The sequence below is a fragment of the Streptomyces sp. NPDC029296 genome, from assembly GCF_055569255.1.
In genome coordinates this window covers 149,825-163,821 of record NZ_JBVHXT010000011.1, presented here as the reverse complement: position 1 = coordinate 163,821, position 13,997 = coordinate 149,825, and the positions used below count along the sequence as shown (strand labels likewise).

Sequence of the window (13,997 nt, the reverse complement as noted above, 5' to 3'; positions counted from 1 at the left end):
TCCGCGCGGGGCGGGAGGGGAGGCGGGGAGCCGGTCGCGACCGGCGTGAACCGTTCGGCGGGTCCCGTCCGATGAGGAGACGTGAGCGAGACGAGAAGCGACGCGGAGCTGCTGCGGGCCATCGCGGCGGACCGCGACCGGCACGCCTTCGAGGAGCTGTTCCGGCGGTACGCGCCCTGGCTGACCGCACGGCTGCGCGGGCGCTGCGCCGACGCCGGGGTCGTGGACGACGTCGTCCAGGAGACCTTCCTCGCGATCTGGCGGGGCAAGGCGCGCTACCGCGAGGAGGGCGAGGTGGCCGGCTGGCTGTGGCGCGTCGGCTCCCGTCGGCTCGTGGACGTCCGGCGCGGCGACGGGGCGCGCGGACGGCTGCGGCAGGCGCTGGCCCGGCTGCGCCACCGGGACGAGGCGTCCGCCGAGGACCGGGTGCTGGCGGGCGTGGAGCACGGGGACCTGGCGGGCGCGCTCGTCCGGCTCTCCCCGGAGCTGCGGGCGGTGCTCCAGGCCACGGTCGTCGACGGGCTGACCACCCGGGAGGCGGCCGTCCTGCTCGGGATTCCGCCCGGCACGGTCAAGACGCGGGCGATGCGGGCCCGCAAGCAACTGCGGGAGGCACTGGCATGACGGAACGAGGACCGGCGGGGGTGCCGGCATGAGCTGGCACGTCGCCGAGCAAGACCTGCGGGCCTACGCCCGCGGGGAGCTGGAACCGCCGCTGCTGTGGTCCGCCGACACGCACCTGGCCGGGTGTGCCGGGTGCCGGGCGGCGCTGGCCGCGGCCTGGGACGGCGGGGCGCTGGACGCGGCCTGGGCGCGGCTGGACGCCGAGCTGGACGCGCCCCGGCCCCGCCCGTTCGAGCGGCTGCTGCTGCGGCTCGGCGTGGCCGGCCACACCGCCCGGCTGCTGGCCGCGACCCCGGTGCTGCGCCGCTCGTGGCTGGCGGCCGTGACGCTGGTGCTGGCGATGTCCGTGCTGACCGCCCGGGCCGGCCACTCGGCCACCCTGTTCCTGGCGCTCGCCCCGCTGCTGCCGCTCGCCGGGGTCGCCCTGTCGTACGGGCCCGTGGCCGACCCGACGTACGAGATGACGGTCGTCTCCCCGCTGCACGGCTTCCGGCTGCTGATGATCCGCACGGTCGCGGTACTGACCGCCGCCCTCGCCCTGACCGGTCTGGCGGGCCTCGCCCTGCCGGGGTTCGGGCCGGGCGCGTTCGCCTGGCTGCTGCCCGCGCTCGCGCTCACCGCGACCGGGCTGGCGCTGACCCCCCGGCTCGGGCCGGTCGCCGCCCCCGCCCTGGCCGGCGGCGGCTGGATCGTGCTGCTGCTCCTCGCCGAGGCGGCCCGCGGCGGCGGCGACCGGATGCTCGCCCCGTTCACCGCCGCCGGGCAGGGCGTGGCCGCCGGGGTCGCCGCCCTCGCCGCCGGCCTGCTCTTCCTCACCCGGGACCGCTTCGACCAGTCCACCGGGGGCGTCCGATGAGCCTCCTGTCCACCCCCTCCCACAGGAGTCCCGCATGACCGTCACCGTCTCCGCCTCCGGGCTCGCCCTCCGCTACGGCGGCACCCGTGCCCTGGACGACGTGTCGCTGCGCCTCGCCCGGGGCGTGACCGGACTCCTCGGCCCGAACGGCGCCGGGAAGACCACGCTGCTGCGGGTGCTGGCCACCGCCGTGCCCGCCGACCACGGGGCCTTCACGGTGCTCGGACACGACCCGGCGACCGCGCGGGGCCGCCAGGAGCTGCGCCGGAACCTGGGCTATCTGCCGCAGACCCCCGGCTTCCACCCCGACTTCACGCCCTTCGAGTTCGTGGACTACGTCGCGATCCTCAAGGAGCTGACCGACCGCGCCGCCCGGCACCGGGAGGTGCGCCGCGTCCTCGCCGAGGCCGACCTCGACGACGTCCGCGGCAAGCGCGTCAAGAAGCTGTCCGGCGGCATGCGGCAACGCGTCGCGCTGGCCGCCGCCCTCGTCGGCGACCCCGGCTTCCTGGTGCTGGACGAGCCGACCGTCGGACTCGACCCCGAACAGCGCATGCGCTTCCGCGAGGTGATCGCCCGCGCCGGGGAGGACCGCACGGTGCTGCTGTCCACCCACCAGACCGAGGACGTGGCGATGCTCTGCAACCGCGTCCTGGTGATGGCGGGCGGCCGGATCCGGTTCGCCGGCACCCCCGCCGAGCTGACCGCGCGGGCCGCCGGCCGGGTGTGGAGCAGCGGCGGACGCGATCCCGGGGCGAAGGCGGGCTGGCGCACCGGTACGGGCACCTTCCGCAACGTGGGCGACCCGCCCCCCGGCGCCGAACTGCTCGAACCCACCCTGGAGGACGGCTACCTGCTCACCCTCGACGGCGAGCCGGCGGAGGTGACGGCATGACCGCGCCCGTACGGGAGAAGGGGGCGCGGACCGCCCCGGCCGCCCCCGGCGGCTCCTCGGCGGCCGTGCTCGCGCTCGCCCTCTTCGAGGCCCGCAGGCTGCTGCTGCGCCTGCCCGTCCTGCTCGCCCTCGCCGGTTACACGGCCTGGCTGGTGTGGCACAACCTCCAGCCCTGGGACGAGTTCCCGGTGCTCCAGGACGCCGACCGCGCCACCCAGGGCGGCCCGCTGTTCGTCGCTCTCGCCGCGCTGCTGTGCGCCAACCACGCCGTGCTGCGCTCCCGCCGCCGGGACACCGAGCGCCACTTCGAGGTGCTGGCGCTGTGCCGGGGGCGGCGCACGGCCGCGCACGCGCTGTCCGTCGTACCGCTCGCGCTGCTCGTCGCCGTCGGGGTGACCGCCCAGTTCACCTGGGAGGCGGTCAAGTCCGGCGCCGTCGGGCACGGTTCGCCGGCCGAGCTGCTGGCCGGGCCGCTGACGGTGCTGCTGTTCGGGGCGCTCGGCGTGCTGCTGGCCCGGCTGCTGCCGTCGGCCGTCGCGGCGCCGCTGCTGGTCGTGGTGTTCTTCCTGATGTTCGTGGGCGCCGCGTTCCCCTTCGGCGGCGAGAGCGGGGCCGCCTGGTTCGCGCCGGTGGTCGGCACGGCCAACAGCAACCCCTTCCCGTCCGGCCTGCTGGGCCGCCCCGCCGCCTGGCACGCCCTCTACCTCGCCGGGCTCGCCCTGACGGCCGCGCTGCTCGCCGTCCTGCTCTCCGGCTCCCGCGGCCGGAACGTCCGGGCGGCCGTCGCCGCCGCGCTGGCCGTGACCGTGCTGGGCGGCTTCGCGCAGACCCGTGACGTCCCGGAGGCGACGGTGGCGGCCCGGCAGCGGGCCTCGCTCACCCCGGAGAAGGAGCAGACGTGCCTGCGGCGGGACACCGCGGAGTACTGCGCGTTCCCCGAGTGGGCGCCGCGGACCGCCGACTGGGAGCGGGTCGTGCGCGAGGTGCGGGCGCTCGCGGGCGGCTCCGCGCAGGGGCGGCGGCTGCTCGTCCGGCAGCGGCTGGAGGCCCGCTACGGCCTCTTCGAGGACTCGGCGCTCCCGCCGGCCACCGCCCCGGGCCAGGTCACCGTGGGCACCGCCTGGGGCGGCAACCGGATCCCGGAGTTCTCCACGGCCGTGGCCGCCGTGCTGGTCGCGGGCGACGAGAAGGCGGCGGCCAGGCTGTGCGACGGCCGGATGGTGACCGTCATGTGGCTGTCCCTCGCCTGGCAGGACGACCCCGAGTCGCAGCTCCGGCACGTCCGCCTCGACGACAGCCTCAGCGGCGAGGCGGTCGTCCTCTCCCCGACCGACCCGCTCACCATGACGGCCGGCCAGACCGAGGTCGTCCGCGCCCTGCTGCACCGGCCGCTGCCCTCGGTCGTCGGCCGGGTCAAGGCGCACTGGGCCGAGCTGACCGCACCGAAGGTCACCACCGCCCGCGTGGCCGAGGTGCTGGGCGTGCGCGCCGACGTGGGTCCGGACCGGTGCGGGGCGTGATCCGGGCGCTGGCCGTCCCGGTCTGGCGCACGCTGCCGTGGCGCACCCTGGGCGCGGCCGGCGGGGTCGGGCTGCTGATCCCCGGACTGCCCCGGCTGTGCGGCGCCGAGCCGGCCGACTGGGTGACCCTCTTACTGCTGCGCGCCGCCGCCCTCGTCCTCGCGCTGGGCCTGGCCTTCCTGCTGGACGACCCCGCCCGGCACGGCACCGCCCCGGTGCCGACCGGGCGGGCGGTTCGGACCGCGCTGCGGGTGGCGCTGGTGGCGCCGGTCGCCGCGCTGTGGTGGACGGCGGTGCTGTTGCTGGTCCCCGGCGCGCACCGGCCGCCGGCCGGGGACGTCACCCTGGAGGCCGGGGCCGCCTGCGCGCTGGCCCTGGCCCTGGCCGCGCTCGCCGTGCGCCACTCGGACGACCCGCGGCCGGGGTGGCCGGCGGCCACCACCCTGCTGGGCGCCGCCCTGCTCGCTCCGCTGCTGCTGCCGGACGACTGGCCCCTGTTCGCGGCACCCCGGGACCCGCACTGGGACACGGCCCACGACCACTGGGCCTGGCTGCTGGCGGCGGCGGGGACGGTGTGGCTGGGGGCCCTCCACGAGCCGCTGCGTCGCCCTTTCAGGCGCCGGTCACCGGGGCCCGCGCACTCCGCCCGGAGCGCGCGGGCGCCCCGGCACCGGGGCTGAACCGTCCCTCACGTCTCCGTGCGGTACATCAGGTCCGTCTCGTGGACCGTGAAGCCCAGCCGCTCGTACACCGCCACCGCCGCCGTGTTGTCGGCGTCGACGTAGAGCATCGCGGTCGGCAGCTGCTGGGCGGCCAGGTGGCGCAGCCCGATCGTGGTGAGCGCCTTGCCGAGGCCGCCGCCCTGCTCGCCGGGCCGCACCCCGAGGACGTAGACCTCGCCGAGGCCCTCCTCCGCGTGCGTCTTGGTCCAGTGGAAGCCGATCAGCTCGCCGCGCCGCTCGGCGAGGAAGAACCCGGCCGGGTCGAACCACGGCTCGGCCTTGCGGTCGTCCAGGTCCCGCTGGGTCAGCGCGCCCTGTTCCGGGTGGTGGGCGAAGGCGGCGGCGTTCACCGCGAGCCAGGCCGCGTCGTCCTTGCCCGGCACGAACGCGCGCACGCTCACGCCCTGAGGCAGCACCGGCTCGGGCAGCTCCAGGTCGGTCAACGGCCGCCGCATCTGGCGCAGTTCCCGGAACAGGTTCAGGCCCAGCACCTGGGCCAGGTGCCGGGCGGCGGGGTGTCCGCCGTGCGCCCACACCCGCAGCCGCTTGCCGGAGGCGGCGAGCAGGGCCGAACCGAGTGCCCGCCCGTGCCCGTGCCCCCGGTGCCCGGGGTGCACGACCAGTTCGGCGGCCGGGGGCTCCACCGGGTCGGTGTCCTCCAGCTGGGCGTAGCCGACGAGTTCGCCGTCGACCGTCAGCAGCAGGTGCGAGACGCCCTCGCGGGAACCGCCGCGCAGGTGCAGCCGGCCCTGCTCGGACACCGGCTGCTGCCCGTCGGCCCCGGCGGCCTCGCCGAGCAGGCGCAGCACGGCCTCGCCCTGGTCCGGGGTGAGCGCGGAAAGGGTCTCGATGGAGCGGGCGGGAAAGCCCCGTACGGTGTCGTCGCTGCTCATGCGTACGAGAGTACGGGGCGCCCGGGGTGAAGTCCCGGCATACCGGCGGCAACGGCGCCGGGCGGGAGCGGCGGCGAAGGGAAACCAGGATGTGACCTGAACCCCCTGTCGCGCTACGCGCGTTGACTTTAGGCTGCGCCGAGCACCACAGCCGACCCACAGGGGGGTTCCCCATGCCATCCGTACCCCGGCGCACCAGACGCCGTACCTCCGCCTTCCTCGCCGCCACGGCCGGTCTCGCCACGGCGGCGGCGCTGGCCACCGCGCTCCCGGCGAACGCGCACGAGGACCACCACCCCCACCGTCCGGGCCGCTACCAGGACGTCCAGCTGCTGTCCTTCAACGACCTGCACGGCAACCTGGAGCCGCCGTCCGGCTCCTCCGGGCGGGTCGGCGAGCTCCAGCCGGACGGCACGACGAAGACGATCGACGCGGGCGGGGTCGAGTACCTCGCGACCCATCTCCGCGACGCCCGCAAGGGCCACCCGTACTCGGTGACGGCGGCCGGCGGCGACCTGGTCGGCGCCTCCCCGCTGCTGTCGGGTCTGTTCCACGACGAGCCCACCGTCGAGGCGCTGAACAAGCTGGACCTGGACGTCACCTCGGTCGGCAACCACGAGTTCGACGAGGGCGCGCGGGAACTGGCCCGCCTCCAGAACGGCGGCTGCCACCCGAAGGACGGCTGCTACACGGACCGAGAGTTCGAGGGCGCGGACTTCCCGTACCTGGCCGCGAACGTCCAGGACGACAAGATCGGCAAGCCGATCCTGAACCCCTACTGGGTGTGGAAGAAGGACGGCGTCAAGATCGGCTTCATCGGGGTGACGCTGGAAGGCACCCCGGGCATCGTCTCCGCCGACGGCGTCAATGGCCTCACCTTCAAGGACGAGACCGAGACCATCAACAAGTACGCCAAGGTGCTCCAGCGCCAGGGCGTGCAGTCCATCGTGGCCCTGATCCACGAGGGCGGGTTCCCGGCCTCTGGCTCCTACAACTACGACTGCGACTCCCCGGGCGCGGGCGACGGCATCTCCGGTCCCATCGTGGACATCGCCAAGAACGTGACCCCGGCGGTCGACGCGCTGGTCACCGGCCACACCCACCAGGCGTACGTGTGCACGGTCCCGGACCCGTCGGGCCGCCCCCGCATGGTCACCTCGGCGTCCTCCTTCGGCCGCCTGTACACCGACACCACGCTCACGTACGACCGCCGGACGGGCGACATCGTGCGGACGGCCGTGCGGTTCGCCAACCACGTGGTCACCCGGGACGTCCCCAAGGCGGCGGACATCACCGGTCTGATCGGCAGGTGGAACGCCCTGGCCGCCCCCATCGGCAACCGCCCCATCGGCTACATCTCGGCCGACATCGGCAACACCGGCACCGAGTCCCCGATGGGCGACCTGGTCGCCGACGCGCAGCTCGCCCACGGCCGTGAGCTGGACCCGAAGACCAGCGTGGCGCTGATGAACCCCGGCGGCGTCCGGGCCGGCCTCACCTACGCGGCCAAGGGCGCGGAGGGCGACGGCGTGGTCACCTACGCCGAGGGCTTCACGGTCCAGCCGTTCGCCAACACGGTCAATCTCGTGGACCTCACCGGCGCCCAGCTGATCCAGGCGCTCAAGGAGCAGGTCAGCGGCGTCAACGAGGCCGCCCCGAAGATCCTCCAGCCCTCGGCCGGCCTCACCTACACCCTGGACCTCACCAAGTCCGGCGCGGACCGCGTGGTCACGTCCTCCATCCGCCTGAACGGCACGCCCGTCGACCCGGCGGCCACCTACCGCGTCGCCATGAACGCCTTCCTCGCGGGCGGCGGCGACGGCTTCCCGAGCCTGGGCCAGGGCAGGAACCCCGTGGTCGGCTCGGACGACCTGGCGGCCCTGCGGAACTACCTGTCGGCGAACTCGACGCCGGCTTCCCCGCTCACGCCCCCGGCGGCGAACCGCATCACGATCATCAAGTAGGCCGTGTCGTTCCTCCTCCGACCTTGTCCACAGCTGTGGACAAGGTCGGAGGGCCGCGCCCGCTCCTCTACGCCGGGATGCGGGCGCCCCTGCTGTGGGCGATGCGGAGGACTTCCTCCAGGGACTCGCCGGCCCGCGTCAGCGCGAAGCGTACGGCGCGTTCGCCCGCGGCCCCGTCCGCGAGCACGGCCCGCGCCCCGGCCAGCACCTGTTCCCCCGACCGCAGCTGCGCCGCCTCCACGTCGTCAGCCAGGCGGGACAGACGGCTGTCGTCGTGGTCCGCGCTGAGGTAGCAGGGCTTGCCCTCGGGGCTCGTCCAGGGCAGCAGGCGCAACTCGGCCATGAGAAGTCTCCGTTGGTGGGTGGCGACGATTACGGTTCGTGCCCCGATCGTCACGGACGGCGAGTACGCTGCGGAAGAGCTGCTGTGTTGTCCGTGAGCAGGGACAACAGGGAGGGGTTACGTGGGCGAGAACGTTGACCCGGGGCCGGTGTCCGGACGGGCCATCCTCGGGCAGACCCTCAAGGTGCTGCGCGAGAAGGCCGGCAAGTCCCTGGGCCAGCTGGCCGAGGACACCGGCTACGACAAGAGCTACCTGAGCCGCCTGGAGTCCGGCGAGAGCCTGTTCAAGGTGACAATCATGGAGGACCTGGACAGCTACTACGGCACGGGTTCCCTGCTAGTCGGCCACTGGAGGGCGGCTCGACTGGATGCCTTCATGGACGAGTTCAAGCGGTTCATGGAGCTTGAGGCAACGGCGCGGATCATGTGGAAGTTCGCTCTGGGTGTGCCTGGGCTTCTACAGACCGAAGACTTCGCCAGGGAGGTGTTGTCCGGGCTTCAGACAACACCCGACACCGACTGGGTAGAGGAACAGGTCGCGGCTCGAATCGGACGTCAGTACTTGCTACAACACAAGCCGGAACCCAACGTGCGCATCGTCATGGACGAGTTCGCGTTCCGGCGCCCTGCTGCCTTGTCGAAGACTTGGGAGGAGCAACTGCTCCGGATAGAGACCGTTGCCCTGTGGCCCAACGTAACGCTCCAAGTGCTGCCCTTCAGTGTGGGAGTGCACCACCACATGCAGGGTTCACTGACGCTGCTGTGGCAGAAGGACGGCAGCGGCGTTGCCTACACGGAGGGCACTACGCGAGGTGAGTTGATCGAGGATCCAGACGGCGTTCTGCTGCATCGGTTGTCCTACGATCGGCTGCGGGATTTGGCGCTTTCCCCGTCAGACTCGCTTGCGTTCATCAGGGACCTACTGAAGGAGCACAGATCATGACGCACACCCCGGATCTCAGCGTGGCCATGTGGCGCAAGTCGAGCTACAGCGCGGGGGGAGACAACAACTGCGTCGAGGTTGCCGACGGCTACCCCGAGGTCGTCCCGGTCCGCGACAGCAAGGTCCCCGCAGGCACCGCCCTGATCTTCGGCACCGCGTCTTGGTCCGCGTTCGTAGCCGGTGTGAAGGAGTCCCTGTGACCCCCGACCTGTCCACCGCCACGTGGCGCAAGTCGAGTTACAGCGAGGGCGGGGACAACGACTGCGTAGAAGTCGCGGACGGTTACCCCCACCTCGTCCCTGTCCGCGACAGCAAAACCCCCGCCTCCCGACCCTTGGTCCTCTCGGCCGCTTCCTGGGCCGGATTCGTGGACGGGATCAAGCGTGGGAGCGGCGCGCACACGTTCGGGTGACGAGGGGCGGAAGCCCTGCGTGTCGGGTCGTGCGTCCCCGCATGGTTGGTCTCCCGGTCGAATGGACGGCCGGGCACGAACGACTCTTGCGGAAGATGCGAGGCGGCTATGGTCGTAGTCACGGCATGTAGAAGGAGGACAGCGAGCATGAGTGCCCACGCTGCGGAGCCTGGTTATGTCGTCCCCCCTATGCCCGAGCGGACGTCGAAGGCGCTGCGCCAGGCCATCGTCGAGCACGCCCCCAAGCTGCTTCCCGACTTTGACGCGCATTGGAAGCGGGCCATCGCCGACACGTTTGACCTCGGCCCTGCCCCGGCCTTCATGGCCTTCTGGTGGGGCGAGTACGCCCTGGCCCGGGATCCCGAGCTGGACGCACACGTGCAGGATCTCGAGCTGCGGGCCTCAGAGGCCACCGACAACGCCGAGGCGAAGGCGCTCCTCGAAGAGGCGGCGAGGATTCGTCACCGGGTGCAGCAGCTGGAGCCCGGCGAGTGACCGACGGTTTCATGGGGCCGCCGTGGCAGATGGACTGGCGGCTCGATGCTCTCGCTGTGCTCGAAGCGCTACCCGCGTATGCACGGGACACGGTCTACGCCGCGCGCGCCGAACTGGTCACGGCGAAGGATCCGTATTTCCGAGGTGTCGAGGCGGATGCCGATCTACCCGACGGCGTGTGGGCCCTGCCGGTCCGGTCCAGTGAGCCGCACGGCGCCCGCGCTCTCTTCTTCGATGACGGCCGTGGCTGGTTGAAGTACACCTTCGTCCCACGCTCCGAAGATCCTCAGATCACCGTGGAACAGCTCTTCTGGCAGGGATTCGAGCAGGACGAGGCGCCACCGGCAGAGGAGTAAGAGCCCCGTCAGCCGCCCCGTGTGACCGAGGCGGCTGACGGAGTCCCCCGCCTCAGGACGCCGAAGGAGTCCAGTCGCCCAGCCAGTCGCCGATCTCCTGGCCCGCGGCCTGCGCGTCGGTCAGCTGGGGGCGGTCCGTGCTTGCCGTTCCCGCTCCCGCGCCGGTGTTCTTGTATTCCGCGAAGCGGTCGTCCTTCCAGGAGAAGCCGCTCATGTCGGTCCAGGGAGCTGTCCTGATCGCCGCGCTCAGCGACGTGTTGCGGACCGTGGTCTGCGGGTCCAGCGTGGCGTCGCCGCCGGCGTGCCAGGGGCGGCCCAGGTAGAAGCTGCGGTCGGATACGTCACCGGACACCGTGGAGTTGGCGATCAGGATGCCCTTGCGGTTCGCGGCCGTGGACGGAGCTGTGACGTAGCCCGCCGACGTGCCGTTCCAGCGCTTCCTCAGGGTGATGACCGACTTGTCGATCACCGCCGTCGCCCGGCCGAAGATGAAGTCGACGTTGCCGATCACGTACGAGTTGGTCATGTAGACCCGGCCGAGGCGGTCCTTCGACGCCGTGTCCAGGAGCAGGGTGTCCTGGTCGCCGGTCACGATCACCCCGTCCAGGAACACCTTGTCGGACGCCGTGCGCAGGGCCACCGCCTGCTGGGCGATGTCCTGGTGGGCGGCCTCGTCGAAGTCGTTCGTGATGCTGAGGTTGCGCGCCTGGAAGTCGTCCGCCTCCACGGCCACGGTCGCGCTGCCGCCGGTGCCGTACGTGCCCGACCCGTCCGGCTTCGGCGTGCCGGACGCGTTGTTGTAGACGATCACCGTGTCCTTGCGGCTGGCACCCGTGCCCTGGAGGGTGACGTGCGGCTTGTTCGACGGCACCTTGACCGTCTCCCGGTACGTGCCGGGCTTGACCGCGATGACCACCCGGGAGGCGTTGTTCGCCGGGACCGCGTTCACGGCCGCCTGGACGGACGTGTACTGGCCCGAGCCGTCCTTGGCGACCGTGAGGGTGGTGGCCGCCGCCTTGACGGTCGTCGTGCTCGTGCCCAGGGAACTCCTCGGGCCCGCGCCCGACTTCACCACCGACGGCACGTCCGCCGCCTTGTCGGGCGTGTAGGCGTAGTAGCTCTTCGGGTCCCACGCCGGGCCCGTGCCGCCGCTCTCGTTGCGGCCGCTCGTGCCCGAGAAGACGTTGCCGCGCTGGACGAGGGTCGCGGTCGCGTCCTTGATCACCGGGTTGGCGACGCCCTGGAAGTAGGAGTTCTCCAGCAGCATGCTGGTGTTGCCGCGCGCGTAGTTGCCGTAGGACGACGTGATCGCGGTGCCCGGCTCGTCCACCAGGTAGTTGTTGTACAGGTGGGCGTGGGCCACGTTGTCCGTGGACGGGTTGCGCTGCTCGGTCTCGCGGATCCAGTTGTGGTGGATCGTGATGTCCGCCGTGGTGTTCTCGGTCCAGCCGATGCCGAACGCCTTGTTCTCCTGGCCGAGCCGGTTCCAGGACACGGTCAGGTACGTGGTGTCCTTGCGGCTGTCGATCAGCCCGTCCGCCATGTGCCGGATGTCGTTGTGGTCGATCCAGACGTGGTGGGCGCCGTCCATCTGGATGCCGTCGTAGTCGTGCTCCTTGTCGTTCCAGACGCCCTGGTACGCGTCCCGGATGGTCAGGTTCCGGATGATCACGTTGTGGACGCCCTGGCCGAGGAAGAAGCCGCCGCCGACGATCTGGCCCGAGGTGCCGGAGCCGATGATGGTCTTGTCGGACCGGACCTTGATCTCCTTGCCGACCGGGTCCATCGTGATCGCGGCGGCCACGACGATGATGTACGGCTGGTCGGCGGTGGCGTACTTCTCCAGGTCCGCGAGGGTCTTCACGGTGACGATCTCGCCGCCGCGCCCGCCGTACGTGCCGTTCTGCCCGAGCGCGTTCACCGAGGCGAAGCCGTCGGCGGCCTGCGTGGCCCACGCCGGTACGGCGGTCGCGGCCGAGGCGTGCGACGAGGCGCCGGGGCCGAGCAGGCCGTAGCCGAGTCCGCCCGCCGCCGCGAGCGCGAGCGGCAGCCCGGCCGCGAACGCGGCGCGGCTCCTGCGGTGACGGGGAGTGCGAGTGCTCATGAGCGACTCCAGGTGTGGTCCGTGTGGGGTGCTGCCCTGGAGTCGCCACCAAGCGGAAGAAGGTTGCCGGGTGCGGTCAGCCGGCCGCGTGGAGGCCGAAGCCCGTGCGGCCCGGCAGCTCCAGGCCCTCGCGCAGCCGCATCGACGGCATCTCGTAGTCGCCGTAGTTCTGGCGGCGGTACGGGACCGGGTCGGTGTCCTCCAGGGTCAGCAGCCGCTTCCTCCACTGCTCGGCCGCGTCCGCGAACACCTCGGGAGCCATCCGTACCGTCCGGTACAGGACGAACGGCGGCAGCACCTCCATGCCGGGGTGGAAGAGGATGCCGTGCTGGATCGGGAAGAGGACGTCCTCGATGGGGCCGTTGATGCCGCGGTCGGAGTACTGGGACTCCGGGCCGCCGACCGTCACCGACAGCATGGCCCGCCTGCCCTTGAGGGTGCCGTCGCCGAAGCGGTCGCCGTACCGCGTCTCGTTGTGCTCGCCGACGCCGTACCCGAAGCCGTAGGTGAACACCCGGTCCACCCAGCCCTTGAGGATCGCCGGCATCGAGTACCACCACAGCGGGAACTGGAGGATCACGGTGTCCGCCCACAGCAGCTTCTCCTGCTCGGCGCGGATGTCGGCGGACAGCGCGCCGGACTCGTAGGCCCGCCCGGAGTCGTGGACCACGTCCAGCGGGCCGGAGGCGGCGTCACCGAAGTCGTCCGCGTCCACCGCGGACTTCCAGCCCATCGCGTACAGATCGCTGACCCGCACCTCGTGCCCCGCCCCGGTCAGCGTCTCCACCGCGATGTCGGTGAGCGCGCCGTTCAGCGACCGCCGCTCGGGGTGGGCGTGCACGATGAAGACCTTCATGTCTGCTCCTGCTCCTTGAGTCGAGGTGCCTTCGATCCTGGCGGGGCCGGGGCCCGCGATTCAGGGGCGCCTCCTCCGTCGGACCGGACTTCCTGGTACTGGCGGGGCCACCCAGCCGGGCGGTCCGGCGCGGATACTGGAGCGATGGACGATCTGGCCGACTTCCTCCGCACACGGCGAGCCCGGGTCCGCCCCGAGAGCGCCGGCATCCGGCCCGACTCCCGCCGCCGCGTGACCGGGCTGCGGCGCGAGGAGGTCGCGCACCTGTCGGGGGTGAGCGTCGACTACTACGTCCGGCTGGAGCAGGGCCGGGCGCGGCAGCCCTCGGTGCAGGTGCTCGACGCGCTCGCCCGCGTCCTCGGCCTGGACGACGTGGAGCGCGAGCACCTGCACCGGCTCGCCCGCCGGGTGGTGGGCGAGCCGCGGCGGGCCACCTCGGCAGGGCCGCGTCCCGGGCTGCTGCGGGTCCTGGAACTGATCACCGACGCCCCCGCGTTCCTCATCGACCACCGGCTGACCGTGCTGGCCGCGAACCGCCTCGGCGACATGATCTACAGCCGGCCGGCCAAGGGCCTGAACATCGCCCGGCACCTCTTCCTGAGCGAGGAGGGGCGGGAGCTGTTCGCCGACTGGGAGAACTGCACCCTCGACGTCGTCGGCCATCTGCGGCTGGCGGCCGGCCGCTGCCCCGGCGACCGGGAGCTGGCCTCCCTCATCGGCGAACTCGCCATGCACAGCGAACGCTTCCGGCAGCTGTGGGCGCGCGCCGACGTCCGCACCCGCACCCACGGTCCCAAGGCGTACCACCACCCGGCGGTCGGCTACCTGGAACTGCACCAGGAGAACTTCGCCCTCCCGGACGTCACCGGAGCGGAGCTGATCATCCAGTCGGCCGCCCCCGGCACCGCCGCCCACGACAACCTGCGCCTCCTCGCCAGCCTCGGCGCGACCGCCCAGGAGACCCGGGGTGCCCCGGCCGTCGAGCGGCCGGAACAGGCGGCGGACGGCGCCTGA

General features: G+C 72.5%; 16 protein-coding genes. 12 read left to right on the top strand and 4 right to left on the bottom strand.

Annotation, left to right across the window (positions count from 1 at the left end; all coding sequences use genetic code 11):
- The first annotated feature begins 81 nt into the window (after positions 1–81).
- The 5 genes from ACZ4W9_RS12730 to ACZ4W9_RS12710 are packed head-to-tail and all read left to right on the top strand — an operon-like array spanning position 82 to position 4,575.
- Positions 82–624: an RNA polymerase sigma factor gene (locus ACZ4W9_RS12730; RefSeq protein ID WP_467935154.1), complete on the top strand. Its 543-nt coding sequence runs from the start codon at positions 82–84 to the stop codon at positions 622–624.
- A gap of 28 nt (positions 625–652) precedes the next feature.
- Positions 653–1,480 carry a zf-HC2 domain-containing protein gene (locus ACZ4W9_RS12725; RefSeq protein ID WP_467935153.1) on the top strand — a complete coding sequence of 276 codons (828 nt, stop codon included), beginning with the start codon at positions 653–655 and terminating at the stop codon, positions 1,478–1,480.
- Between the two features lie 34 nt (positions 1,481–1,514).
- The gene (locus ACZ4W9_RS12720) at positions 1,515–2,375 is read left to right on the top strand and encodes an ABC transporter ATP-binding protein (protein WP_467935152.1); all 861 of its coding nucleotides are present in this window, start codon (positions 1,515–1,517) and stop codon (positions 2,373–2,375) included.
- Entirely contained in the window at positions 2,372–3,895 is a 1,524-nt protein-coding gene (locus ACZ4W9_RS12715; RefSeq protein WP_467935150.1) for an ABC transporter permease, read from the top strand. The genes ACZ4W9_RS12720 and ACZ4W9_RS12715 overlap by 4 nt, the downstream gene beginning before the upstream one ends.
- Positions 3,883–4,575 carry an ABC transporter gene (locus tag ACZ4W9_RS12710; protein ID WP_467935149.1) on the top strand — a complete coding sequence of 231 codons (693 nt, stop codon included), beginning with the start codon at positions 3,883–3,885 and terminating at the stop codon, positions 4,573–4,575. The genes ACZ4W9_RS12715 and ACZ4W9_RS12710 overlap by 13 nt, the downstream gene beginning before the upstream one ends.
- Before the next feature lie 8 nt (positions 4,576–4,583).
- Here the strand turns inward: ACZ4W9_RS12710 and mshD are convergent, their stop codons facing one another.
- The gene (gene mshD / locus ACZ4W9_RS12705; protein ID WP_467935148.1) at positions 4,584–5,510 is read right to left on the bottom strand and encodes a mycothiol synthase; all 927 of its coding nucleotides are present in this window, start codon (positions 5,508–5,510) and stop codon (positions 4,584–4,586) included.
- 173 nt (positions 5,511–5,683) lie between these two features.
- On the opposite strand from mshD, the gene ACZ4W9_RS12700 reads away from it, so the two are divergent.
- A complete protein-coding gene (locus ACZ4W9_RS12700) occupies positions 5,684–7,474 on the top strand; it encodes a bifunctional metallophosphatase/5'-nucleotidase (protein ID WP_467935146.1) in 1,791 nt (596 codons plus the stop codon).
- A 67-nt stretch (positions 7,475–7,541) separates the two neighbouring features.
- Here the strand turns inward: ACZ4W9_RS12700 and ACZ4W9_RS12695 are convergent, their stop codons facing one another.
- Positions 7,542–7,817 carry a hypothetical protein gene (locus tag ACZ4W9_RS12695; RefSeq protein ID WP_467935145.1) on the bottom strand — a complete coding sequence of 92 codons (276 nt, stop codon included), beginning with the start codon at positions 7,815–7,817 and terminating at the stop codon, positions 7,542–7,544.
- 121 nt (positions 7,818–7,938) lie between these two features.
- On the opposite strand from ACZ4W9_RS12695, the gene ACZ4W9_RS12690 reads away from it, so the two are divergent.
- The 5 genes from ACZ4W9_RS12690 (at position 7,939) to ACZ4W9_RS12670 (ending at position 10,023) form a co-directional block, all read left to right on the top strand.
- On the top strand, positions 7,939–8,760 hold the full coding sequence (locus tag ACZ4W9_RS12690) for a helix-turn-helix domain-containing protein (protein WP_467935144.1): 822 nt from the start codon (positions 7,939–7,941) through the stop codon (positions 8,758–8,760).
- On the top strand, positions 8,757–8,960 hold the full coding sequence (locus ACZ4W9_RS12685; protein WP_467935143.1) for a DUF397 domain-containing protein: 204 nt from the start codon (positions 8,757–8,759) through the stop codon (positions 8,958–8,960). Before ACZ4W9_RS12690 ends, ACZ4W9_RS12685 begins: the two co-directional genes overlap by 4 nt.
- On the top strand, positions 8,957–9,172 hold the full coding sequence (locus ACZ4W9_RS12680; RefSeq protein ID WP_467935141.1) for a DUF397 domain-containing protein: 216 nt from the start codon (positions 8,957–8,959) through the stop codon (positions 9,170–9,172). Before ACZ4W9_RS12685 ends, ACZ4W9_RS12680 begins: the two co-directional genes overlap by 4 nt.
- 147 nt (positions 9,173–9,319) lie before the next feature.
- Complete coding sequence (locus ACZ4W9_RS12675) at positions 9,320–9,667, top strand: hypothetical protein (RefSeq protein WP_467935140.1); 348 nt, start codon at positions 9,320–9,322, stop codon at positions 9,665–9,667.
- Positions 9,664–10,023 carry a hypothetical protein gene (locus tag ACZ4W9_RS12670; protein WP_467935139.1) on the top strand — a complete coding sequence of 120 codons (360 nt, stop codon included), beginning with the start codon at positions 9,664–9,666 and terminating at the stop codon, positions 10,021–10,023. The genes ACZ4W9_RS12675 and ACZ4W9_RS12670 overlap by 4 nt, the downstream gene beginning before the upstream one ends.
- 52 nt (positions 10,024–10,075) lie before the next feature.
- On the opposite strand, the gene ACZ4W9_RS12665 is transcribed toward ACZ4W9_RS12670, so the two are convergent.
- Positions 10,076–12,127, bottom strand: a complete 2,052-nt coding sequence (locus ACZ4W9_RS12665; protein ID WP_467935138.1) for a pectinesterase family protein — start codon at positions 12,125–12,127, stop codon at positions 10,076–10,078.
- A gap of 76 nt (positions 12,128–12,203) precedes the next feature.
- On the bottom strand, positions 12,204–12,983 hold the full coding sequence (locus ACZ4W9_RS12660; protein ID WP_467935136.1) for an NAD(P)H-dependent oxidoreductase: 780 nt from the start codon (positions 12,981–12,983) through the stop codon (positions 12,204–12,206).
- Between the two features lie 144 nt (positions 12,984–13,127).
- On the opposite strand from ACZ4W9_RS12660, the gene ACZ4W9_RS12655 reads away from it, so the two are divergent.
- Positions 13,128–13,997 carry a helix-turn-helix transcriptional regulator gene (locus ACZ4W9_RS12655; protein ID WP_467935135.1) on the top strand — a complete coding sequence of 290 codons (870 nt, stop codon included), beginning with the start codon at positions 13,128–13,130 and terminating at the stop codon, positions 13,995–13,997.

Coding starts and splice junctions, on each gene's coding strand:
- mshD (WP_467935148.1), bottom strand. CDS start 5,510: ATGAGCAGCGACGACACCGTACGGGGCTTTCCCGCCCGCTCCATCGAG.
- ACZ4W9_RS12665 (WP_467935138.1), bottom strand. CDS start 12,127: ATGAGCACTCGCACTCCCCGTCACCGCAGGAGCCGCGCCGCGTTCGCG.
- ACZ4W9_RS12655 (WP_467935135.1), top strand. CDS start 13,128: ATGGACGATCTGGCCGACTTCCTCCGCACACGGCGAGCCCGGGTCCGC.
- ACZ4W9_RS12725 (WP_467935153.1), top strand. CDS start 653: ATGAGCTGGCACGTCGCCGAGCAAGACCTGCGGGCCTACGCCCGCGGG.
- ACZ4W9_RS12700 (WP_467935146.1), top strand. CDS start 5,684: ATGCCATCCGTACCCCGGCGCACCAGACGCCGTACCTCCGCCTTCCTC.
- ACZ4W9_RS12660 (WP_467935136.1), bottom strand. CDS start 12,983: ATGAAGGTCTTCATCGTGCACGCCCACCCCGAGCGGCGGTCGCTGAAC.
- ACZ4W9_RS12715 (WP_467935150.1), top strand. CDS start 2,372: ATGACCGCGCCCGTACGGGAGAAGGGGGCGCGGACCGCCCCGGCCGCC.
- ACZ4W9_RS12720 (WP_467935152.1), top strand. CDS start 1,515: ATGACCGTCACCGTCTCCGCCTCCGGGCTCGCCCTCCGCTACGGCGGC.
- ACZ4W9_RS12685 (WP_467935143.1), top strand. CDS start 8,757: ATGACGCACACCCCGGATCTCAGCGTGGCCATGTGGCGCAAGTCGAGC.
- ACZ4W9_RS12675 (WP_467935140.1), top strand. CDS start 9,320: ATGAGTGCCCACGCTGCGGAGCCTGGTTATGTCGTCCCCCCTATGCCC.
- ACZ4W9_RS12695 (WP_467935145.1), bottom strand. CDS start 7,817: ATGGCCGAGTTGCGCCTGCTGCCCTGGACGAGCCCCGAGGGCAAGCCC.